This is a genomic window from Roseivivax isoporae LMG 25204 (assembly GCF_000521865.1).
Taxonomy (GTDB): Bacteria; Pseudomonadota; Alphaproteobacteria; order Rhodobacterales; family Rhodobacteraceae; genus Roseivivax; species Roseivivax isoporae.
This window is the reverse complement of sequence record NZ_JAME01000011.1, coordinates 16,755-35,303: the sequence shown is the minus strand read 5'-3', so window position 1 is coordinate 35,303 and position 18,549 is coordinate 16,755. Positions and strand designations below refer to the sequence as shown.

Genomic DNA, 18,549 nt, shown 5'->3' with positions numbered 1-18,549 from the left:
CCCGGGACGTCCGCGCCCCGCACGCGCGGTTGCGCGAGGGCGGGCTGCGCGGCATCGTCGGGTGGGGAAACGGCGAGGGACGGACCTCTCATGGCGCTCTTCCTGCGGGTCTTGGCCCTGGTCCTGCTCGGTGCGGCGCCGCTCGCGGCGAAAGGCGCCTGCACCGCCATCGACTACCGCGCCCTGCCTCTGCCCGCCGCGCCGGGCGATCCCGCCCGCGCGGCGCTGCGCCTCGCCTATCCCGACATCGCGTTCTCGGCCGACGGCGCGCAGCTCTCGGTCGGCGGGGGCGCCCCGATCCCCTGGGATGACGGCGCGGACCTGGCGCCCGCAGAGCGTCTGGAGCGCGGGTCTGTGCGGGCGCAGTTCCACGATCCCTACCCGCTCGCCTTCGACCTCGCCGCGCGAAGCGTTCCCTGGAACGATCCGGGACGCGTTCGGAACGATACATTCTTCCGCGCGCTCTGGGGCGCCACGCGGGACGAGGTCCGCGCGCACCTCGTGGCCGTGGCCGATCCGCCGCTCGGCGCGCCTGTGACCGTCACCACGCGGCGCAACGTCGCCTGCCAGCTGCGCGCCGCGCTCGCGGAGGCGGCCCGCGCCGGCCCCGGCACTGCCGAGGCATTCCGCGCGCCGGGCGGCGGGTTCAACTGGCGTGTCATCGCCGGGACCGACCGGCTGAGCGCCCACAGCTTCGGCATCGCGGTCGATCTCGATCCGGCGACCGGCCCCTACTGGCGCTGGTCCGGCGGGCGGCAGGGCGCCGCGGGCGGCTACGACAACCGCATGCCGCAGGACGTGGTCGAAGCGATGGAGCGCCGCGGCTTCATCTGGGGCGGCAAGTGGCACCATTTCGACGCGATGCACTTCGAATACCGGCCGGAGCTGATCCTGCATGCCCGCCTGGTCGCAGGCCGGCGGCCCTGAGCGCCACCGCATCCGAATGCAGCACGCGGCCCGCGGCATCGTTGTTCTCCTGACCACGATCCGATGAACGGGAGAGACGACATGGCATCGAAGCCCCCATGGTCCGATCGCGGCCGAAGCCGCGGACGCACCCTGTTCCTGCTTTTCGGGATTCCCGCGGCACTGGCGATCGCCTCCTTCATCGCGTTCACCTACGTGCCCTATACCGACAGCCTGAACGACACCGACACGCCCGAGGCGCTCGACGGCGTCGACGCCCAGGGCATCTCGACGACGGCAGGACAGGACGAGGACCTGACCGCGGGCACCGAGCCGCGCGATGTCCCCGTGCCCGACGCCGCGACCGCGAACGACGCCGGTCCTGACCGGCCCTGAGGACGCGCGCACCCCGCACCCCCGTGCCCCCGCGCCGCAACGGTCGCGGGACCGGGACGTTTATGCGACATAAGTGTCCGAACGGCTCGCGGGGAACGCCACAATGACATGCCGGATCGATCCAATCTCCGCGTCGGGCCACCGCCCGGCCTTCCTGCGCGACCGCATGCCGATGCGGCGGCGCGCGCGAAAACGTGCTATCCTCGCCCCACCGGGCGATGGCCTGCGGGCCGCTGCGCGTCCCCGCCCGCGGGGTCCCGCGTCGCCGGACCGCTCACGCCTCCGCGGCGCCCGCCCCTGGTACGGCCGGATGTCATGAGACAGACGAAAAGCCACCTGGTTCGCAAGCTGCAGCGCGGCGCGACGCTTTGCAGCACCGACATGGCGCGCCTCGACGACCTGACCCGGGTCGCACGGCTCGTCGCCCCGGGCGTCGACCTCGTGCAGGAGGAGGACCGACCGCGGCGCGTGCACGTGGTGACCGAGGGCGTCGCCTGCCGCTACCGTCACCTGCCCGACGGGCGGCGCGCCATCGTGGGGCTGATGCTGCCCGGCGATTTCTGCGACCTGCACATGTCGGTGCTGGGCCACGTCGATCACGCGATCGGCACCCTCGTGCCCTCGCGGATCGCCCGCGTCGACGCCACCGAGGTGCTCGCCCTGGTCGACGCCTCGTCCGGCATCAGCCGCGCCTGCTGGTGGGCGTCGCTGGTCGAGGAATCGATCCTGCGGGAATGGCTCGTGAACGTGGGCCGCCGCCCGTCGATCCAGCAGGTCACCCACCTCTTCTGCGAGCTGCATGCGCGGCTGCGCGCGGTGGGTCTCGGCGGCGAGACGTCCTTCGAGCTGCCGTTCACGCAGCCGGTGATCGCGGACCTGCTCGGCATCTCTCCGGTGCACGTTCAGCGCGTGCTCCGGTCCATGCGCAACCAAGGCCTCATCACGCTGCAGGCCCGGCGGATCACCTTTCCCGATTACGACGTGGCGGCGGAGTTCGCGCATTTCGACCCGGGATACCTTCATCTCGACGGTGCGCCGCACCGCTGACCCCTGCAGGAAGGAGAACGCGTGGGACGGTACTACTTCGACATCGACGACGGCCGCACCCGGGAACGCGATCCCGACGGGCAATGCCTGCCATCGCTGTGGGCCGCGCGGAACACCGCTGTCCACGAGCTTGCGCTGATCGTGCGGGACGAACTGCCCGACGGCGACCGCGCGACCTACGTGGTGGTGGTGCGCGACGAGGCGCGCGTGCCGGTCATCGTGGCGACGGCCAGCATCCTCTGCGAGGTTCTCGATCCAGACGCGACCTGACGGTTGCCGCCTCAGGCCCGCATCTGTGCCCGCATGCGCGACAGACGGCTGCGGACGGTGCCCTCGGCGATGCCGAGCCGCCGGGCGATCTCCTCGTTCGAGAGCCCCGAGAAAACCCGCATGAACAGGATCTCGCGGTCGCAGGCCCGCGCCTCGCGCAGCTTGCGCCCGCAATCGCGCAGCGCCATCCAGTCGTCCTGCGCGGCCCGCTGGCCGAGGGTGCCCTGCGGGCAGTCGTCGATCGAGATCGACTGCCCGCGCCGCGATTCGCTGCGGCAGCGGTCGAGATGGCGGTTGCGCACGATGGTGAAGAGCCAGCGCCGCATGTGGGTGCCGGCGGCGTAGGACTGCCAGTTCTTCAGCGCCCGCACCATGCAGTCCTGCACCAGGTCGTCGGCATTGGCGGCATCGCGCGTCAACGACAGCGCGTAGCTTCTGACATGGGGCATCTCGGAGGTCAGGGCGTCCTCGAACGCGCTGCGGGACTGGTCCCGGCGGAGTTCCGGGGTCTGCTCGGCGGGGTGGCGATGCTGTTCCGTCATAGTCGTTTTCTTGCCGGACACGCCCCGGACGCGCGGCAACATGGAGTCGCCCTCGCGTCGATTTTTTTCTCCTTATGCGGGATTTTTTCTGGAACATTCCCCTGAAAGGGGATCGTCGGCGCCGAGGGCGCGCGGTCTCTGGAACGTTCCGGCCGCTGCGCTGTTTCACGCCCCGATGATGAACACGCTCCTCAACGACCTCGCGGCCGGCAGCGCCCTGCCCCTGCCCGTGGTGGTGATGCGCCTGCTCGGCGCCCTCGGCCTGTGCGGGCTCATCGGCTTCGAGCGCGAGCTGCACGCCAAGGCCGCGGGCCTGCGCACGCACATCCTCACGGGCGTCGCGGCCTGCGTCTACTGCATCGTGATGCTGGAACTCGTGGTGATGATGGAGGATGCCGGCGACCACGTGCGCGCCGACCCGATCCGGGTGGTCGAGGCGGTGACCGAGGGCGTGGCCTTCCTGGCCGCCGGCCTGATCGTCCTGACCCGCGGCGAGGTCCGCGGGCTCACCACCGGCGCCGGCATGTGGCTCTCGGCCGCAATCGGCGTGGCCTGCGGCCTTGGCCTCTGGTCGCTCGCCGTCACCTCCACCATCCTCGCGCTGGTGGTCATGCGCATCCTGAAGGAGGGCGAGAAGGCCTTCGGCCGCGACGACGACGGGGTCGACGCGCAAGAATGACCGCGCCACGGATGGCGCGGTACACGCAGCGGTCACCCAGAACCGGCCCGGCTCACCTCGGCGCGCGCGCGACCACGATCATCTCGACCCGCATTCCGGGGCGGGCCAGCGCCACGCCACAGGTCGCGCGCGCCGGCGGATTGGCGGCGTCGACCCATGCATCCCAGACGGCATTCATGCCCTGGAAATCGGCCATGTCGGCGAGCCAGACCTGCACCGACGCGATGTCGGCCTTGGTGCCGCCGAGTTCGGCCATCACGGCATCGACCTTGTCCAGCACCTCGCGGGTCTGCGCGGCGATGTCGCCCGTCAGGTCGGTGGGCACCTGTCCGGCCAGAAAGGCGGTGTCGCCGATGAGGACCGCCTGGCTCATGCGTGGTCCCGGGTTCAATCGTTGCAGCCGCATTGGGTTCTTTCCTTTTGTCAATCGTTGTCGCCGGCGGTGGCACCGGCGCCGGCGCGCGAGGCGTCCGAGGCCGGAACCGTGGTGCGCAGCGCGAAGGCATTGAGACCGCTCAGGGTTTCCGAGGGCACGTATAGCGGCGCGCGGGGCGCCGGCTGCTCCTCCGGGGCGACGTCATCGAGGGACAGCGCGCCGTCGAGCCGGGTCTCGCGTGCCAGTTCGTCCGCGTCGCCGAACACTCGGCCATCGGCCGTCAGCAGCACGGCGCCCCGGGGCCAGACCAGCCGTACGGCGCCGCCCCGCGTCCGCGCGAGGTCGGACAGGAAGGCCAGCAGCAGGACGGGGTGATCGACCGGGCCCACCTGCAGGGCGGCCCCGTCCATGGCGGTTTCCGGCAGACGGGCATGGTCGCAGAGCGCCGAGCCAAGCGCGATGGGGCAGAGACCGCCGCGGTCGCCCGCCCGGAAGGCACCCGGAGCGACGACGGGGCAGATGTCGCGCCAGGGACGTCCGACCGCATCGCGGAGCTGCGTCAAGAGTGCCCCGGGTCCGTCGAGGCCGCGTTCCGCCATCCAGGCCGCGGCAAAGCCCGCCTCCTCGGCCAGGCCCCAGCTCATGCCGGCGCCGCGGGCGGCCTTGAGACAGAGCTGGGCAATCTCGTTCAGCGACAGCCGCGCGCCCGAGCCCGCCGGCCATTGCGGGCCGGACCGCGTGGGGTCGTTGGGTTCTGAGTCAGGAGCCTGCGCCGTCGTCATGTCCAGGCTCCCGGGCTCACGTCGGCCGGATAGGGCAGCCCCTGGAAGAGGCTGATGCGCACCCACTTGTCGGACCGGGGGTCGAAGCGGCTGGCACCGAAGAACGCCAGTTTGCAGCGCATGAGGTCGATGGGCAGCATCGTTTCGGCGATCAGGTTGTCCTGCACCTCGGCATAGGGATGGCTGTGCAGGATCTGCGCGCGCCGTGCCATGAGCCGATGCTCGGGATGGGCAAGGAGGAACGTGGCCAGGGGCGTCTCCGCGGGCCAGTCGGCCAGCGCCGCATGCAGGTCCCGCGCCAGCCGCGCGATGCAGAGAGGCTGTTCCAGCGCGGCCCCCTCCTCCTCGAACCGGTTTCCGAGGCGCGGTTCCAGCTTTTCCTCGGACACGTACCAGAACCGCGCGGCGTTCTCCGGCAGGTCGAAATCCGTGGAGAGCGCCCAGTCGCAATGCTCTTTCAGGAGGGCCGACAGCGTCGCCACGGTCATCGCACCGTCGAGACGGAACGTGGCCGCTTCGTCCGCCGTCATGCAATCGGCCAGGTCGTCGACGAGCGTGCCATGCGGCTCGAGCATCAATGCCAGCAGCGCCTCCTGGCCCTCCAGCGACAGCTCGGATTCGCCCCAGCGCCAGAGCGCGTCCCAGGGAATGCGCAGGCCCGGCGCGGGCCAGCCGGCGACATGATCGGCGAGACGTGACAGGTCGCGGCGCAGCGCACCGAGTTTCCCCACCTGGACCGGATGGCCCGACCGCCAGAGCATGGCGTTCTCCCGGGCGTCGGCAATCGCCGCTCGCAATCCCGCCACGGCGTCGGGGTCCGCGGCCTGCTGCGCGCGGACACGGGCAAGCGCCTCCTCGCGGGCCACCATCCAGTTGTTCAGCAGCACCGGGTGGCGCACCAGGAACGGCGCCATGCCGAGCCCGGTGGAATTTCCGACGCCCAAAGCCTGCCGGATCGCGGGATCAAGCCGCGCGGCCGCGGTACCGCCGCGAACGGCGGCAAGGTGTTCCGCGATATCCACGGTGAACTGCCGCGTCAGCCAGACCGAGAGCATTTCGGCCTGGAACGGGGCGCTGAGTTCCGGCCGGTCCGCGATGGCCGCGCGGTCCGCCGCACCGAACTTGCCCGACCCGTACACGGCGGTGGTGCGCATCAGGTATCCGACGGCGTCGACTTCGGCGCGGTCGGGCTGCTGGCCACGGGCCAGCCGCTCGACCACATGGGCGAAGAGGCGCACCGAGCGGTTGGCGCGGCTGAGCGACAGTTCGCGCGGGCTGATGCGGCCCGCTTCCTGCAGCGGCACATTGGCCTCGAGGCGGTCGAGGTCGGCGGCGCTGGGTTCCCCGTCGAAGAGCGTGAAGGTGGCGTCCCAGGCCGTCGCGATCACCCGGTCCGACCGCATGCCGTCGGGCAGGTCATGGGCGAACGCCACCAGCGAATAGGTACGGTCCGGCCCCGCGGCCCGGTAGACGGCGCGTCCGACGCCGGTACCGTCGATGTCCCAGACCGGCCGGTCGAAGGTCCAGCCTTCGCGGGTCACCCGGCGCAGGAGCGTGCGCAGGAACGACAGGCGGGTCGGGTGCGCGCAGCCCATCCGCGCGAGGCGCATCACCTGCGACGGCGGGCGACGGAAGGCCTCGGCCTCGGGCATCGGGTTCAGGGAAGCGCAATCCATGGCATCCTCGCGGTTCGTCGGTCCAAGCTGCGGGCGGTTCCGACCCGCCCGCACGTCCAGGCAATGATCAGGCTCTCTTTCCCAGCATCAAGGTGATGCGCAGCGCGTCCCAGAGCGAGGGCAGCAGCACCAGCGACACGGGTGCCGCCGTGACCACGATGAAGCTCTGCAGCTTGCCGATGCCGCCGGCCCCGGTCGAGATCAGGATCAGCGCCATCACCCCCATGGCAAGCCCCCAGAAGGCGCGCAGCATGGGCGACGGGTTGTCGTCGGACATCGACGTCGCGATCACGTAGCTCATCGAGTCGCTTGTGGTGGCGACGAAGATCATCGTCAGCACGAGGAACAGCACCGACAGGAGGAATCCCATCGGCAGCGCCTGCGTCGTGGCGAGGAGCCCTGCGGGCAGGTCGAAGCCCTCGAACGGCCCCGAGATCACGCCGGGGGTCATCTGTTCCAGCGCGATGCCGGTGCCGCCGATGATCGTGAACCAGAAATTGGTGACGATCGGCGCGAGGACCGACAGCATCAGGACGATCGAGCGGATCGACCGGCCGCGGCTGACCCGGGCGATGAAGATCGCCATCATCGGCCCGTAGCCCAGGAACCAACCCCAGAAGAAGACGGTCCACCAGCCGAGCCAGCCTGGCGCGCCGAACATTCCCGCCTCGCCGCGATACATCGCCATGTCGAAGAAGTTCGACAGGTAGACGCCCATTCCGCCGGCAAACCCGTCGAAGATGAAGAAGGTCGGCCCCGCGACGAGCATGAAGGCCAGCAGCACGAACGCGAGGATCACGTTGATCTTGGACAGAAGCTGGATGCCCTTGGACAGGCCCGAAATCGCCGAGACGGTGTAGACGCCGGCCAGGGCGAGGATCACCACGGTCTGCGTGGCGAAGGTGTCCGGGATGCCGAACAGCGCGTTCAGACCGTAGGACATCTGCAGGCCCAGGAAGCCGATCGGGCCGACGGTCCCCGCCACGACGGCGATGATGCACGAGGCATCCGCGATCAGGCCGATGGGGCCGCTGATCGCCCGGTCGCCGAACAGCGGATAAAGCAGCGTGCGCGGAGCGAGGGGCAGGCCCTTGTCGTAGTGGTAATGCATCAGCATCACGGTGGTCAGCGAGCCGAGGATCGCCCAGGCCAGAAAGCCCCAGTGCAGGAAGCTCTGCGCCAGCGCGGCATGGGCCGCCGCCTGCGGATCGGCGCTCAGATCCCCGAAGAGCGGGGGCGTCGAAAGGTAATGCGCGATGGGCTCGCCCGCGGCCCAGAAGACGCCGCCGCCGGCCAGCAACGTGCACATGATCATCGAGCCCCACTGGAACACCGTGAACTCCGGCTTTGCGAGGTTGCCCATGCGCGTCTTGCCGCCGGGCAGGACGCAGAGCAGCAGCCCGATCAGGAAAGTCGCCAGCAGCAGCACCTGCCAGTAAAGGCCGAAATAGGTGGCGGCAAAATTGAATCCCCAGTCGACGATGCCGGACAGCAGGTCGATGTTGAAAAGCGCCAGCGCGCAGAACAGGGCGATGAAGCCCCCGGTGATGGCGAACAAGGGCTTGTCCACCTTTCCAAGACCGGCGGACAGGCCGCCGGCTTCGATCGTGTCGGTCATCGGATCTCCTCCCAAAAGATCGCCCCCCTTGGGGGTCATTGCGCGGCGTGCGCGGTGGTATCGCCCCATTCGCGGGCAGCACCGAAACTCGTCTCGAAGAACCGCAGCCAGTTCCCTCCCATGACTGCGTCCGCATCCGCATCGGTCATCCCGGCGGCGCGCAGGCCTGCCCGGAGGGTGCCGAAATCGCGGTTGTCGGCGAACCAGCCCGGCATGTCCGGAAAGCCGGGGGTCGCGGCACTGCCTTCGCCGTAGTCGATCCGCTTGGTCCAGCGTCCCGTCCGCATCCATTCCACGATGCTGTCGGGCTGGTCCTGGCACAGGTCGGTGCCGATCCCCACATGGCCGATGCCCACCAGATCGGCGGTGCGCGCGACCATGTCGCAGAAGTCCTGAAGGCTGCAGGCGCTCCCGCCCTTCAGGTGATGCGGATAGACCGAGAAGCCCATCATGCCGCCGGTTTCGCCCAGGGCCTTCAGCACGACATCCGACTTGTTGCGCAGTGCCCCGTGCCAGCTGGCGGGATTGGCGTGGGTGATCGCGATCGGGCGGGTCGAATGCTCGATCGCCTCCAGTGTCGACCGTTCGCCGGAATGGCTCATGTCGACCACGAGGCCCACGCGGTTCATCTCTGCCACGACCTCTCGCCCCATGCGGGTCAGCCCGGTGTCGTCCGCCTCGTAGCAGCCCGAGGCCAGCAGCGACTGGTTGTTGTAGGTCAGCTGCATGAAGCGCAGGCCCAGCGTGTGCAGGATCTCGATCAACCCGATATCGTCCTCCATGCAGGAGGGATTCTGCGCGCCGAAGAAGATCGCGGTGCGGCCGGTTGCCTGCGCCAGCGTCACGTCCGCCGCGGTGCGGCCCTGGAAGATCAGGTCGGGGTAACGCTCGAACCAGCGGTTCCAGCGTTCGATCTGCAGCACCGTCTCGCGAAAGGTCTCGTGGTAGGCGATGGTGACATGCACCGCGTCCACGCCGCCCATGCGCATCTGGCGGAAGATCTTTTCCGACCAGTTGGCGTATTGCAGCCCGTCGATCAGCACGCTCATGACGGCTCGCCCGCTGCGACGTAGGCGGTCTTGACGGTGGTGTAGAACTCGGCGGCGTAGGCCCCCTGCTCGCGCGGACCATAGGACGACGCACCGCGTCCGCCGAAGGGGACGTGGTAATCCGTGCCCGCCGTCGGGAGGTTCACCATGACGCAGCCTGCGCGCATGTTGGCGCGGAAATGGCTGGCGCGCGCCAGGCTGCGCGTCATGATCCCCGCGGTCAGGCCGAATTCGCTGTCATTGGCGATGGCGAGCGCCTCGTCATAGCTGCCCGCCTTGATCACGCAGGTGATCGGCGCGAACATCTCCTCACGGTTGATGCGCATGTCGTTCCGCGTTCCCGCGAAGACCGCCGGGGACATGTAATATCCCTCGGTTGCGCGCTCCAGCCGCGCGCCGCCGCACAAGAGCTCGGCGCCTTCGCGTTTGCCGATCCCGACATAGTCGAGGTTCTGCGCGAGCTGGCTCTCGCTTACCACGGGGCCAAGCTGCGTCCCCTCTTCCAGCGCGTGACCGACCCGGAGAGCCTCTGCCGCCTCGACCAGCTTCTCGACGAACGCGTCATGGACGGAATCGTGCACGATCAGGCGCGAGGCGGCCGTGCATTTCTGGCCGGTGGCCCCGAAGGCCGCACCGGACGCGCAGGCCACGGCAAGATCGAGATCGGCATCGTCCATGATGACCATTGGATTTTTCGACCCCATCTCCATCTGCACCTTGGTCATGTTGCGGATGGCCGAGGCGGCGAGGCCGCGCCCCACCGGGACCGAGCCGGTAAAGCTGATCGCCGCGACCTCTCGGCTATCGACGAGGCGCTGGCCGACATCGCGGCCCGGGCCGGCAACAAGATTGAAGAGGCCTGCCGGGATATCCTGCCTGGCGATGATCTCGGTCAGGGCAACCGCACTGGCCGGAGTCAGGTTCGCGGGTTTCCAGACCACCGCATTGCCGAAGGCGAGCGCCGGGGCGATCTTCCACGCGGGGGTCGCGACCGGGAAATTCCAGGGCGAGATGATCGCCACGACGCCCAAGGGTTCGCGGCGCACATCGATCTCCACGCCGGCACGGACGCTTTCAGCCAGGTCGCCCTGATTGCGCAGGCATTCTCCGGCGAAATACGTGAAGAACTGCCCGGCGCGGTAGACCTCGCCCTTGCCTTCGGCCAGCGGCTTTCCTTCCTCGCGCGCCACGGTCCGACCGATCTCATCCGCGCGGGCCATCAGCTCGGTGCCGATCGCCATGAGCACGTCGTGGCGTTTCTGGATGCCCGCGGCCCACCATGCCACCTGCGCGCGCCTGGCCGCGTGCAGGGCCGCGTCCAGCTGGTCCGCGCTCGCCTGCGCATAATGGCCGATCACATCCGACAGGTCCGAGGGATTGCGGTTTTCGATCTCGCTGGCGCCGGCTTCCCAGCGGCCGTCGATGTAGAGTCCGGTGTGCATCGCTCATCCTCGTCTTGCTTGACTCCAGTCCTTAGCGGGGAGAATGACTTCAGACTATCTTGAACATTTGAATGTAATTTCAGGATTTCTGTAATGGCCATCAAGCTCGAGATGCTGCGCACCTTTCGGATCGTCGCGGAGCAAGGCTCGCTCACCGCGGCGTCGGCGCTGCTTGCCCGGACGCCGTCCGCGGTGTCGATGACACTCGCGCAGCTCGAAGCCCATATCGGCGCCCCCCTGTTCGAGACCGACCGGAAGAACCGGCTGACGCCGCTGGGACAGCTCGTGCTCGAGGAAAGCAGCCGCGCCACCGATGCCTTCGCCCGCAGTGTCGACGCCATCGGGCGGCACGCGGTCTCGACGGCGGGAACGGTCCGGATCGCCGCGGTACCGTCGGCGGCCGTCACCGTCCTGCCTGGCGTCATCGCCGCCTTCCGCCGCATCCGTCCCGACGTGAGGCTCGAGATCAGCGACGTGGACAGCGCGACGGTGCGCCGGCGGGTCAAGCTCGACGCCGCCGATATCGGAATCCTGTCGGCGACGACGGATGCCCCGGAGGATGGCAACGTGATCCTCGAGGACGACCTCGGCATTGTCTGCCGCACGGATGGGCCAATCGCACGGGCAGTCACAGATGGATCAGCGGTCTCCTGGAGCCTGCTCGAACGGGAACCGCTCATCGCGAACCCGCTCTGCCACCTTGTCGATCACGCCTGCGTGCCGCGGTTGCTCATGGCCTGCAATCTCGAGGCCCGCAACACGACCGCGCTCTTGTCCTTCGTGCGCGCGGGCCTCGGCGCAACGGTGCTGCCGCGTGCCGCCCTGCAGCACCAGCCCGACCAACTGACCTTCCTGATGCCCGAGGATCCGGCGACACGACGCCACTTGCGGAAGATCCGGTCGGAGGATCGCCACCTCGGTCCCGCAGCCGAGGCATTCTGGACCGCGCTCTAGGCCGGACGGACCCGTGACAGGGGCCCGTCGCGCCCATTGCCGGGATCGTGGCCCGTCGTGGCTGGCCCCCTCACCGCGCACCGGCCGGGCCGCGGCGGCGCGTCAGCGGAAGGGGGCCGGCCTGGAGGGACTGAGAGCGCCGCAGCGGATCGCCGGGCCGACCGACCGATCGGTCAGCGCACCTGCTCCGTCGCGAAGCCCGCAAGCCTCGAATAGCCGTTCACGATGGCGTCGCGTTCCTTGAAGGGCAGGATCGTCTCGAGATCGGAGAACCTTTGCCCGGGCATGTGCGCGATGCGGGCTTCCACCTCGTCGATCACGCGCTCCGGCCCGCCGGTGCGATTGCCGGCGACGACCTCGTTCACCGGCCCGAGCCGCTCGGCCTCGTAGGCCTGCAGGATCGCGGCCGGATCGCCGCCCGCGCCGCAGAGCCGACCGAGTGCGCGCGCATCGAGGATCGCCTGCGCCGATCCGTTCGCCCCGAACGGATACATCGGGTGCGCAGCGTCTCCGAGCAGGGTCACGCGGCCCCGTGTCCACGTCTTGAGCGGGTCCCGGTCGCACATCGGGAAATCCCAGAACACAGGCGTAGCGTCGACCATCGCGCGGATGTCGGTCTCGGGCACGTCGAAATCGGCGAGGATCGGGTGCAGCACCTCGGCCTGCGCCTCGCGGTTCCAGTCCTCGCGGCCGGGCGCCGGCGCGCCCGGCTCGGCCTGGCGGACCACGCAAGCCCAGTTCATGAGCTGCGTGCCGGGCGTCTTGCCGGGGCCGATCGGGTAGAAGATGAACTTTCTGCCGATGCCGCCCGAATTGATAATCGTGTGCCCGTCGAGCACCTTCGGCCAGTCCAGCGCTCCGCGCCAGAGCATCAGGCCGGACCAGCGCGGCGCGCCCTCGTCGGGGTTCAGGAGACGGCGCACGGCGGAATGGATGCCGTCGGCCCCGATCAGCACGTCGCCCTCGGCTGTGAACGTGGTGCCGTCCCCCCGCCGCAGGGTGACGTGGACCCCCTCCCCCGTGTCCTCCACGGCCTCGAACGCCGCGTCGAGGGTCAGTGCCCCCGCGGGAAGCCGTTCGGTCACGGCATCGAGCAGCACCTGATGGATGTCTGCGCGGTGCGCGGTGATCTGCGGCACGTCGTAGCCTGCCGCCAGGCCGCGCGGCGCGTTCCAGACTTCCTGCCCGCCACGGGTCCGGAAGATCATGCGGTCCGTGCGGACGCCCAGCTCATCGAGCCGCTCCATCAGCCCGAGTTCGTTCATGGCGCGGATAGCATGCGGAAGCATGGTGATGCCCACGCCGAGTTGCAGGATCTCCGGGACCTTCTCGAAGACCTGGCAGGACACGCCGTGCTTGTGGAGATACAGCGCGGCCGTGAGGCCCCCGATGCCGCCGCCCGCGATGATGACCTTCATCCCTCAGCCCTCCGCCCGGCGCTTGGCGATGCGCGCGTCCAGGTCCGCGGTATCGAGTTCGGGCATCAGCACGACGTTCTCCTGCTCGCGCGGGTCGTTGCGCGCGGTCAGCGCCGTCGCCGGCTCGGTCTCGGACAGGTTGAAGGCCACATGCGGCACCTCTGCCGGGATGAAGCAGAAGCTTCCGGGCTCCATCAGGCTCTCGGTTTCGAGGGCCGGCCCGTGCAGCAGCACGATCCGGCCCGACATGGTGTAGATCGCCGTCTCGTAATCCCTGTGCCGATGCGACTTCGCCCGCCCGCCGGGGCCGAAGGCCGTCACGTTCAGCGACAGGTGCCTGGCACCGGTCGTGTTCTCAGAAACGCCGAAGAACTGCGGCATGCCCTGCTTGGCTTCGGTCGTGGTGCCGGGGGTGAAGACCTTCACCTCGGTGCCGTCCGGGAGACTCATGGCTCAATCCTTTCCTTGTCGGGTCAGTCGGTCTTGGGCAGGGGCGCCCGGTTCCATTGCAGCACGCGGCACTCGGGCCGGAGCCCGGCCTTGCAGTAGGGATCTCCCTCGGCGAGCGCCTGCGCCTCAGCCAGGGTGTCGGCCTCGATGACCCAGAGCGAGCCGCAGAAGGGGGCCTCGGGCCCCTCGCGCAGTCCGCCCGCCTCGGTGATCCGATCGCGGCGGGCGGCCAGGTAGTCGAAGTGGTCCCGCGTCAGATCCGCGTCGATCTGCGCCGGCTGGACGTCGTCGAGGAAGAGGGCGATGAAGCGCATCTGCGGCTCCTATGGTTGAGGACACGCGGGCATGGCGGTCACATCCCGAGATAGGCGCGGCGCACCTCGGGCGATCCCAGCAGGTCTGACCCGGGCCCCGACAGCGCGACGCGGCCGTTTTCCAGCAGGTAGGCCCTGTCGGCGAGCTCGAGCGCGACCCTGGCATTCTGTTCGGCGAGCAGGATCGTGAAGCCGGCGGTGCGCAGCTCCTCGATCGTCTCGAAAACCTGTTTCACCATCACCGGCGCCAGCCCGAGGGTGGGTTCGTCCATCAGGATCAGGCGCGGCCGCGCCATGAGACCCCGCCCGAGCGCCAGCATCTGCTGTTCGCCCCCGGACATCAGCCCGGCCTGCTGGGCCCGGCGTTCCTCCAACCGGGGAAACCGCCGGAACACCTCTTGCAGCATCCCGGAATGGCCCGCCCGCGCCCTCGGCGCGATCGCACCGAGGCGCAGGTTCTGCTCGACCGTCATGCCCGGAAACACGAGGCGTCCTTCGGGGATCAGGCAGAGGCCCGCGTCCACCCGGTCGTGGCTCGCCGTCCGCGTGATGTCCCGCCCCTCGAACCGGATCGTCCCGCCCGTCGCCGATACCAGTCCGGCCACGGATTTCATGATCGTTGTCTTGCCCGCGCCATTGGCACCGATCAGCGTTGTCACGCTGCCCGCTGCCACGTCGAAGTCCACGTCGAACAGGACCTGGACCGGCCCGTAGGCGGCACGCAGTCCCGTTACGGAAAGCATGGGAACGGTCATCCGAAGTACACCTCCGCGACGCGATCGTGGTTGCCGATCTCCTCGGGCGTGCCGAACGCGATGCACTCGCCGTGATCGAGCACGAGGATGCGGTCGGAGAGCGTCATCAGGGCGCCGATCACGTGTTCGACGATCACGAAGGTCAGCCTGTGATCGCCGCGCAGCCGTTCGAGCGTGGCGAGCATCGCGCTGACCTCGGTCGGGTTGAGGCCGGCCATGACCTCGTCCAGCATCACGAGCTGCGCGCCGGTGGCGAGCGCGCGGGCGATCTCCAGCCGCTTCTGTCCGGACAGGGTCAGCTGCGCCGCGTCGAGGTGGCGACGGTCCGACAGGTCGACGGCCTCCAGCGCCGCGTCGACCACCCGGGCGATCTCGACGGCCGAGAGCTTGCGCCCGCTTCCGTAGAGGGCCGCGACGCGCAGGTTCTCGGCCACCGTGAGACCGGCGAAGGGCCGCACGATCTGGAAGGTACGGCAGAGGCCGAGGCGGCAGATCCGGCTGGGCGACAGTCCGGTCAGGCGCGTCCCGTTGAAGACGACCTCGCCGGCCGAGGGCGCCACGTGCCCGGCGATCACGCTGAAGAGCGTCGTCTTGCCGGCGCCGTTGGCCCCCATCAGGCCGAAGATTTCTCCCTTCTCGACCTGAAGGCTGACGTCGCTGAGCGCCATGAGGCCGCCGAAGCGCTTGCTCACGCCCGTGATGTCGAGAAATGCCATCAGCCTGCCCTCCCGATGCGTCCGACCAAGCCGGAGAGGCCTCTCGGAACGAAGAGGATGAAGGCGATCAGCGTCACGCCCAGCACGATCATGTAAAGCTGGGGCAGGCTGGACCACAGAAGTTCCGAGAGCAGCGCGAAACCCACGGCACCGAGGATCGGGCCGCGCACCGTTTCGGTTCCGCCCACGAGGGCCATGGTGACGATCGTGAACGAGATCACCGGATCGAATGCCTGCGCGGGCTCGAAGTAGCTCGTGCGCAGCAGGGCGAGGCCGCCGACGGCGCCGGGAATGGCGGCGGACGCGATGAAGGCCAGGAGCTTGAGGCGCGTGACGGGAACGCCGACGGTTTCGGCCGCGACCTCGTCCTCGCGGATGGCGGCCAGTCCGGCACCGAAGCGCGAGTGACGGATGGCATAGGCGCCCAGGGTGGCCAGCACCGCAAGCCCAACCATCCACCACAGCAGCACCTCGGTCGCGGGAACGTCGAAGATCATCCGCCCGAAGCTGCCGAGCGCGGATTCGATCCGCATGACCACGTGGCGGACAAGCTCGGACAGCCCGTAGGTCAGGATCACGAAATAGGGGCCGCGCACCCTCAGCACCGGCATCCCGACCAGCGCGGCGAAAAGCGCGGCCGCGGCGGCCGCCGCGAGCAACGCCAGCTCGAAAGGGATCGTGCCGGTCAGCAGGACGCAGACATAGGCTCCGACGCCGTAGAACACCGCATGGCCGAGAGACAGGTAGCCGGTCGTCGCGGAGAGCATCGACCAGCTCTGCGCGAGGGCGATCCACATCGCCACCTGAAAGACCACTCCCATCAGGTAGGGACTTCCGAAAGCGGGAACCGCCGCGCCGAATACGGCGAGCGCGACGCCGAGGATCATGCCGGCGCCCCTCATGACCGCACCGCCTTGGTAAAGATGCCTTCGGGACGGAGAAGGAGAACGCCGACGAAGAGCCCGTAGATCAGGATCGAGCGATAGCCGGGCGAGGTCAGCGCGATGCCGTAGGTCTCGACGAGGCCGAGGCAGAAGCCTGCAAGCACCCCGGCGCCGATATTGCCGAGGCCCCCGATGATGATCACGACGAAGGCCACGATCGTGAACGGGAACCCCATGAAGGGCGTGATCTGCTCGGTCATGCTGACCAGCACGCCCGCCACGCCGGCGACCGCGAAACCGGCGCAGATCGTCAGCATCTGAACCCTGTTGAGGTTCACGCCCACGACCTGCGCCGCCTCGCGCCGCTGGATCACGGCGCGCAGGCTCCATCCGAAGAGGTGGAAGCGCAGGAACAGCAAGGTGCCGAAGCAGACCGCCGCCGCCACGCCCAGCGACAGCAGGCGGTTGCCGGTCATGCTGACGCACTGCCACGTGATGACGGTGTCGAGGTACTGGTAGCCGCGCGATGTCGAGGTGAACGCGAGCGCTGCGAGGTTCTGCAGGATCACCGAAATGCCGTAGAAGAGGATCAGGGAGTTCGCCTCGACCCGCTTGGCGAGATCGGGCCTGGCCAGCATCCGCCGGAAGAGACCCGCGTAGACGGCCCATCCCAGCAGGGCGCAGAGCGCGGCCGCGATGACCAGCGAGACGACCGGCGGGATGGCGAGCAGCGAGATTGCCCAGAAGGCCGTGTAGGCCCCGATCATCACCAGATCGCCATGGGCGATGTTGAGCAGCCGCAGCGTGCCGTAGACTAGGTTCAGCCCGAGCGCGACAAGCGCGTAGAGCGATCCCGAAACGAGCGCGGCAAAGAGAAGTTGTCCTGACAGCAATGTATCCACGACGGTCCTGTTCCCGTAGCTGAGACCCCGGGGGCATGGCGCGGGGCCAAGCCCGCGCGGGTCGGATTGGCACGGAAGGCTGCCCCGCCCGCCATGGACGGGGCTCCGCGGATTACCAGCCCTGCTTGGGCGCGTAGTCGGCGGTCTTCACGGCCTCGGGCCAGACCAGTTCGATCTTTCCGTCCTGGATCTGGACGAAGCCCGTCGGGGTCACGACGTTCTGGACGCCGTCGAAGCGGACCTCGCCGTTGATCGTGTCGAAGGTACCGCTGGCGATCTCCTCGCGCAGCGCCTCAGGATCGAGGCCCACCTCGGCCACCGCCTGCTGGAGGATTTCCAGCGACATGTAGGCGAGCGCGGAATCGAGCGCGTCGGGCTCCTCGCCGAACGCCTCCACGTAGGCATCGAAGAACGCCTGCCCCTTCGGCCAGTCAACCGCCTCGGGCGACCAGTGTGCGGAGGAGACGACACCATTCACGGCGGTCCCGTTCGCCTTGCGGTAGGCGTCGATCGTGGGGCCGATCAGCGACATCACGAAGGGCGCCTCGATCCCCAACTCCTTCGCCTGCCCCGCGAACAGGAAGGCATCCGACGGGTAGGTCATCGCGACCACCGCGTCCGGCGCCGCGTCGCGTACCTCGACCAGCATCGAGGTCATGTCCTTGATGTCGGGCGGATAGCTTTCGTCCACCATGACCTCGATCCCGGCCTCTTCGAGCGCGGGGATCAGGAAACTGCGGAACTCCTGCGAATAGGGCAGCTCGTTCGCGAGCAGGGCCACGCTTTGGACGCCCTCGGCCTGCATCATCTTGGCAAGCTCCGCCCCCATCGTGTCGGGGATCGCCGAGGTGGGGAACCAGATATAGCCGGGCGCCACGTTCCGCAGCTGCACGGATGCCGCGGTATTGCCGACCATCGGCATCTTGAAGCGCTGGAGCACGGGCGCGAGGGCCAGGTGCATCGGCGTGCCCCACGGCGCGGCCAGGAGATCGACCTCGTCCTGCGTGATCAGCTTTTCGTAAATCCGCACGGTGTTGGCGGGGTTGGACTGGTCGTCGTAGCTGACGAACTCCACCGGGCGCCGGACGCCGTCGGGCAGCTCAAGCCCGCCCTCGGCGTTCACCTGCGTCTGCCAGAGCTTGTAGGGGTTTTCCTGCGACGGCGCGGCGGCCGCGTAGATGCCGGTACGCGCGATGGAATAGCCGATCGTGATCGGATCCTGCGCGATCGCGGCGCCGGCGGCGGTCAGGGCGATCGCCGTCGCCAGCGCGGCAGATGCGAGCCTTGTTGGTCGTTTCATCGTTTCGTCTCCTGTTGGAGGCCCTGTTCGCGGCCCCTTTTTTTGATCTTTGCGATCTTGTGTGCGGATCTTT

21 protein-coding genes are annotated in these 18,549 nt (G+C 68.8%); 6 read left to right on the top strand and 15 right to left on the bottom strand.

The window, feature by feature from the left end:
* Positions 1 to 90: 90 nt before the first annotated feature.
* The 4 genes from RISW2_RS08865 (at position 91) to RISW2_RS08850 (ending at position 2,619) form a co-directional block, all read left to right on the top strand.
* Complete coding sequence (locus RISW2_RS08865) at positions 91 to 927, top strand: M15 family metallopeptidase (protein WP_051491893.1); 837 nt, start codon at positions 91 to 93, stop codon at positions 925 to 927.
* Between the two features lie 81 nt (positions 928 to 1,008).
* Positions 1,009 to 1,302: a hypothetical protein gene (locus tag RISW2_RS08860; protein ID WP_043769292.1), complete on the top strand. Its 294-nt coding sequence runs from the start codon at positions 1,009 to 1,011 to the stop codon at positions 1,300 to 1,302.
* A gap of 315 nt (positions 1,303 to 1,617) precedes the next feature.
* On the top strand, positions 1,618 to 2,349 hold the full coding sequence (locus tag RISW2_RS08855; RefSeq protein WP_043769290.1) for a Crp/Fnr family transcriptional regulator: 732 nt from the start codon (positions 1,618 to 1,620) through the stop codon (positions 2,347 to 2,349).
* A gap of 21 nt (positions 2,350 to 2,370) precedes the next feature.
* Positions 2,371 to 2,619 carry a DUF6894 family protein gene (locus RISW2_RS08850; RefSeq protein WP_051491892.1) on the top strand — a complete coding sequence of 83 codons (249 nt, stop codon included), beginning with the start codon at positions 2,371 to 2,373 and terminating at the stop codon, positions 2,617 to 2,619.
* An 11-nt stretch (positions 2,620 to 2,630) separates the two neighbouring features.
* Here RISW2_RS08850 and RISW2_RS08845 read toward each other — a convergent pair whose 3' ends face one another.
* Positions 2,631 to 3,161 carry an RNA polymerase sigma factor gene (locus tag RISW2_RS08845; RefSeq protein WP_051491891.1) on the bottom strand — a complete coding sequence of 177 codons (531 nt, stop codon included), beginning with the start codon at positions 3,159 to 3,161 and terminating at the stop codon, positions 2,631 to 2,633.
* Between the two features lie 175 nt (positions 3,162 to 3,336).
* On the opposite strand from RISW2_RS08845, the gene RISW2_RS08840 reads away from it, so the two are divergent.
* Positions 3,337 to 3,840, top strand: coding sequence for an MgtC/SapB family protein (locus RISW2_RS08840; RefSeq protein WP_043769288.1), 504 nt, complete (start codon positions 3,337 to 3,339; stop codon positions 3,838 to 3,840).
* A gap of 52 nt (positions 3,841 to 3,892) precedes the next feature.
* Here RISW2_RS08840 and RISW2_RS08835 read toward each other — a convergent pair whose 3' ends face one another.
* From RISW2_RS08835 to RISW2_RS08810, 6 genes are all read right to left on the bottom strand, one after another.
* Positions 3,893 to 4,246 carry a RidA family protein gene (locus RISW2_RS08835; RefSeq protein WP_043769286.1) on the bottom strand — a complete coding sequence of 118 codons (354 nt, stop codon included), beginning with the start codon at positions 4,244 to 4,246 and terminating at the stop codon, positions 3,893 to 3,895.
* 17 nt (positions 4,247 to 4,263) lie between these two features.
* On the bottom strand, positions 4,264 to 4,998 hold the full coding sequence (locus tag RISW2_RS08830; RefSeq protein ID WP_051491890.1) for a DUF3726 domain-containing protein: 735 nt from the start codon (positions 4,996 to 4,998) through the stop codon (positions 4,264 to 4,266).
* Positions 4,995 to 6,674 carry a hypothetical protein gene (locus tag RISW2_RS08825; protein ID WP_051491889.1) on the bottom strand — a complete coding sequence of 560 codons (1,680 nt, stop codon included), beginning with the start codon at positions 6,672 to 6,674 and terminating at the stop codon, positions 4,995 to 4,997. Before RISW2_RS08825 ends, RISW2_RS08830 begins: the two co-directional genes overlap by 4 nt.
* A gap of 67 nt (positions 6,675 to 6,741) precedes the next feature.
* Complete coding sequence (locus RISW2_RS08820; RefSeq protein ID WP_043769281.1) at positions 6,742 to 8,292, bottom strand: BCCT family transporter; 1,551 nt, start codon at positions 8,290 to 8,292, stop codon at positions 6,742 to 6,744.
* A 35-nt stretch (positions 8,293 to 8,327) separates the two neighbouring features.
* Positions 8,328 to 9,341, bottom strand: coding sequence for a membrane dipeptidase (locus RISW2_RS08815; protein WP_043769279.1), 1,014 nt, complete (start codon positions 9,339 to 9,341; stop codon positions 8,328 to 8,330).
* Positions 9,338 to 10,783 carry an aldehyde dehydrogenase family protein gene (locus RISW2_RS08810; RefSeq protein WP_043769277.1) on the bottom strand — a complete coding sequence of 482 codons (1,446 nt, stop codon included), beginning with the start codon at positions 10,781 to 10,783 and terminating at the stop codon, positions 9,338 to 9,340. The genes RISW2_RS08815 and RISW2_RS08810 overlap by 4 nt, the downstream gene beginning before the upstream one ends.
* Before the next feature lie 93 nt (positions 10,784 to 10,876).
* Here RISW2_RS08810 and RISW2_RS08805 point away from each other — a divergent pair, with 93 nt between their 5' ends.
* Positions 10,877 to 11,737 carry a LysR family transcriptional regulator gene (locus RISW2_RS08805; RefSeq protein ID WP_043769275.1) on the top strand — a complete coding sequence of 287 codons (861 nt, stop codon included), beginning with the start codon at positions 10,877 to 10,879 and terminating at the stop codon, positions 11,735 to 11,737.
* A gap of 173 nt (positions 11,738 to 11,910) precedes the next feature.
* Here the strand turns inward: RISW2_RS08805 and RISW2_RS08800 are convergent, their stop codons facing one another.
* The 8 genes from RISW2_RS08800 to RISW2_RS08765 form a co-directional block, all read right to left on the bottom strand.
* Entirely contained in the window at positions 11,911 to 13,155 is a 1,245-nt protein-coding gene (locus RISW2_RS08800; RefSeq protein WP_043769273.1) for an FAD-dependent monooxygenase, read from the bottom strand.
* Positions 13,156 to 13,158: 3 nt separating this feature from the next.
* The gene (locus tag RISW2_RS08795; RefSeq protein ID WP_051491888.1) at positions 13,159 to 13,605 is read right to left on the bottom strand and encodes a cupin domain-containing protein; all 447 of its coding nucleotides are present in this window, start codon (positions 13,603 to 13,605) and stop codon (positions 13,159 to 13,161) included.
* Positions 13,606 to 13,628: 23 nt separating this feature from the next.
* The gene (locus RISW2_RS08790) at positions 13,629 to 13,919 is read right to left on the bottom strand and encodes a YciI family protein (RefSeq protein ID WP_051491887.1); all 291 of its coding nucleotides are present in this window, start codon (positions 13,917 to 13,919) and stop codon (positions 13,629 to 13,631) included.
* Between the two features lie 38 nt (positions 13,920 to 13,957).
* Positions 13,958 to 14,662: an ABC transporter ATP-binding protein gene (locus RISW2_RS08785; protein ID WP_051491886.1), complete on the bottom strand. Its 705-nt coding sequence runs from the start codon at positions 14,660 to 14,662 to the stop codon at positions 13,958 to 13,960.
* Positions 14,663 to 14,670: 8 nt separating this feature from the next.
* The gene (locus RISW2_RS08780; RefSeq protein WP_043769269.1) at positions 14,671 to 15,390 is read right to left on the bottom strand and encodes an ABC transporter ATP-binding protein; all 720 of its coding nucleotides are present in this window, start codon (positions 15,388 to 15,390) and stop codon (positions 14,671 to 14,673) included.
* Entirely contained in the window at positions 15,390 to 16,292 is a 903-nt protein-coding gene (locus tag RISW2_RS08775) for a branched-chain amino acid ABC transporter permease (protein ID WP_043769266.1), read from the bottom strand. The genes RISW2_RS08780 and RISW2_RS08775 overlap by 1 nt, the downstream gene beginning before the upstream one ends.
* A complete protein-coding gene (locus RISW2_RS08770; RefSeq protein WP_084615309.1) occupies positions 16,289 to 17,176 on the bottom strand; it encodes a branched-chain amino acid ABC transporter permease in 888 nt (295 codons plus the stop codon). Before RISW2_RS08770 ends, RISW2_RS08775 begins: the two co-directional genes overlap by 4 nt.
* Positions 17,177 to 17,288: 112 nt before the next feature.
* Positions 17,289 to 18,476, bottom strand: coding sequence for an amino acid ABC transporter substrate-binding protein (locus RISW2_RS08765; protein ID WP_043769262.1), 1,188 nt, complete (start codon positions 18,474 to 18,476; stop codon positions 17,289 to 17,291).
* Positions 18,477 to 18,549: the final 73 nt, after the last annotated feature.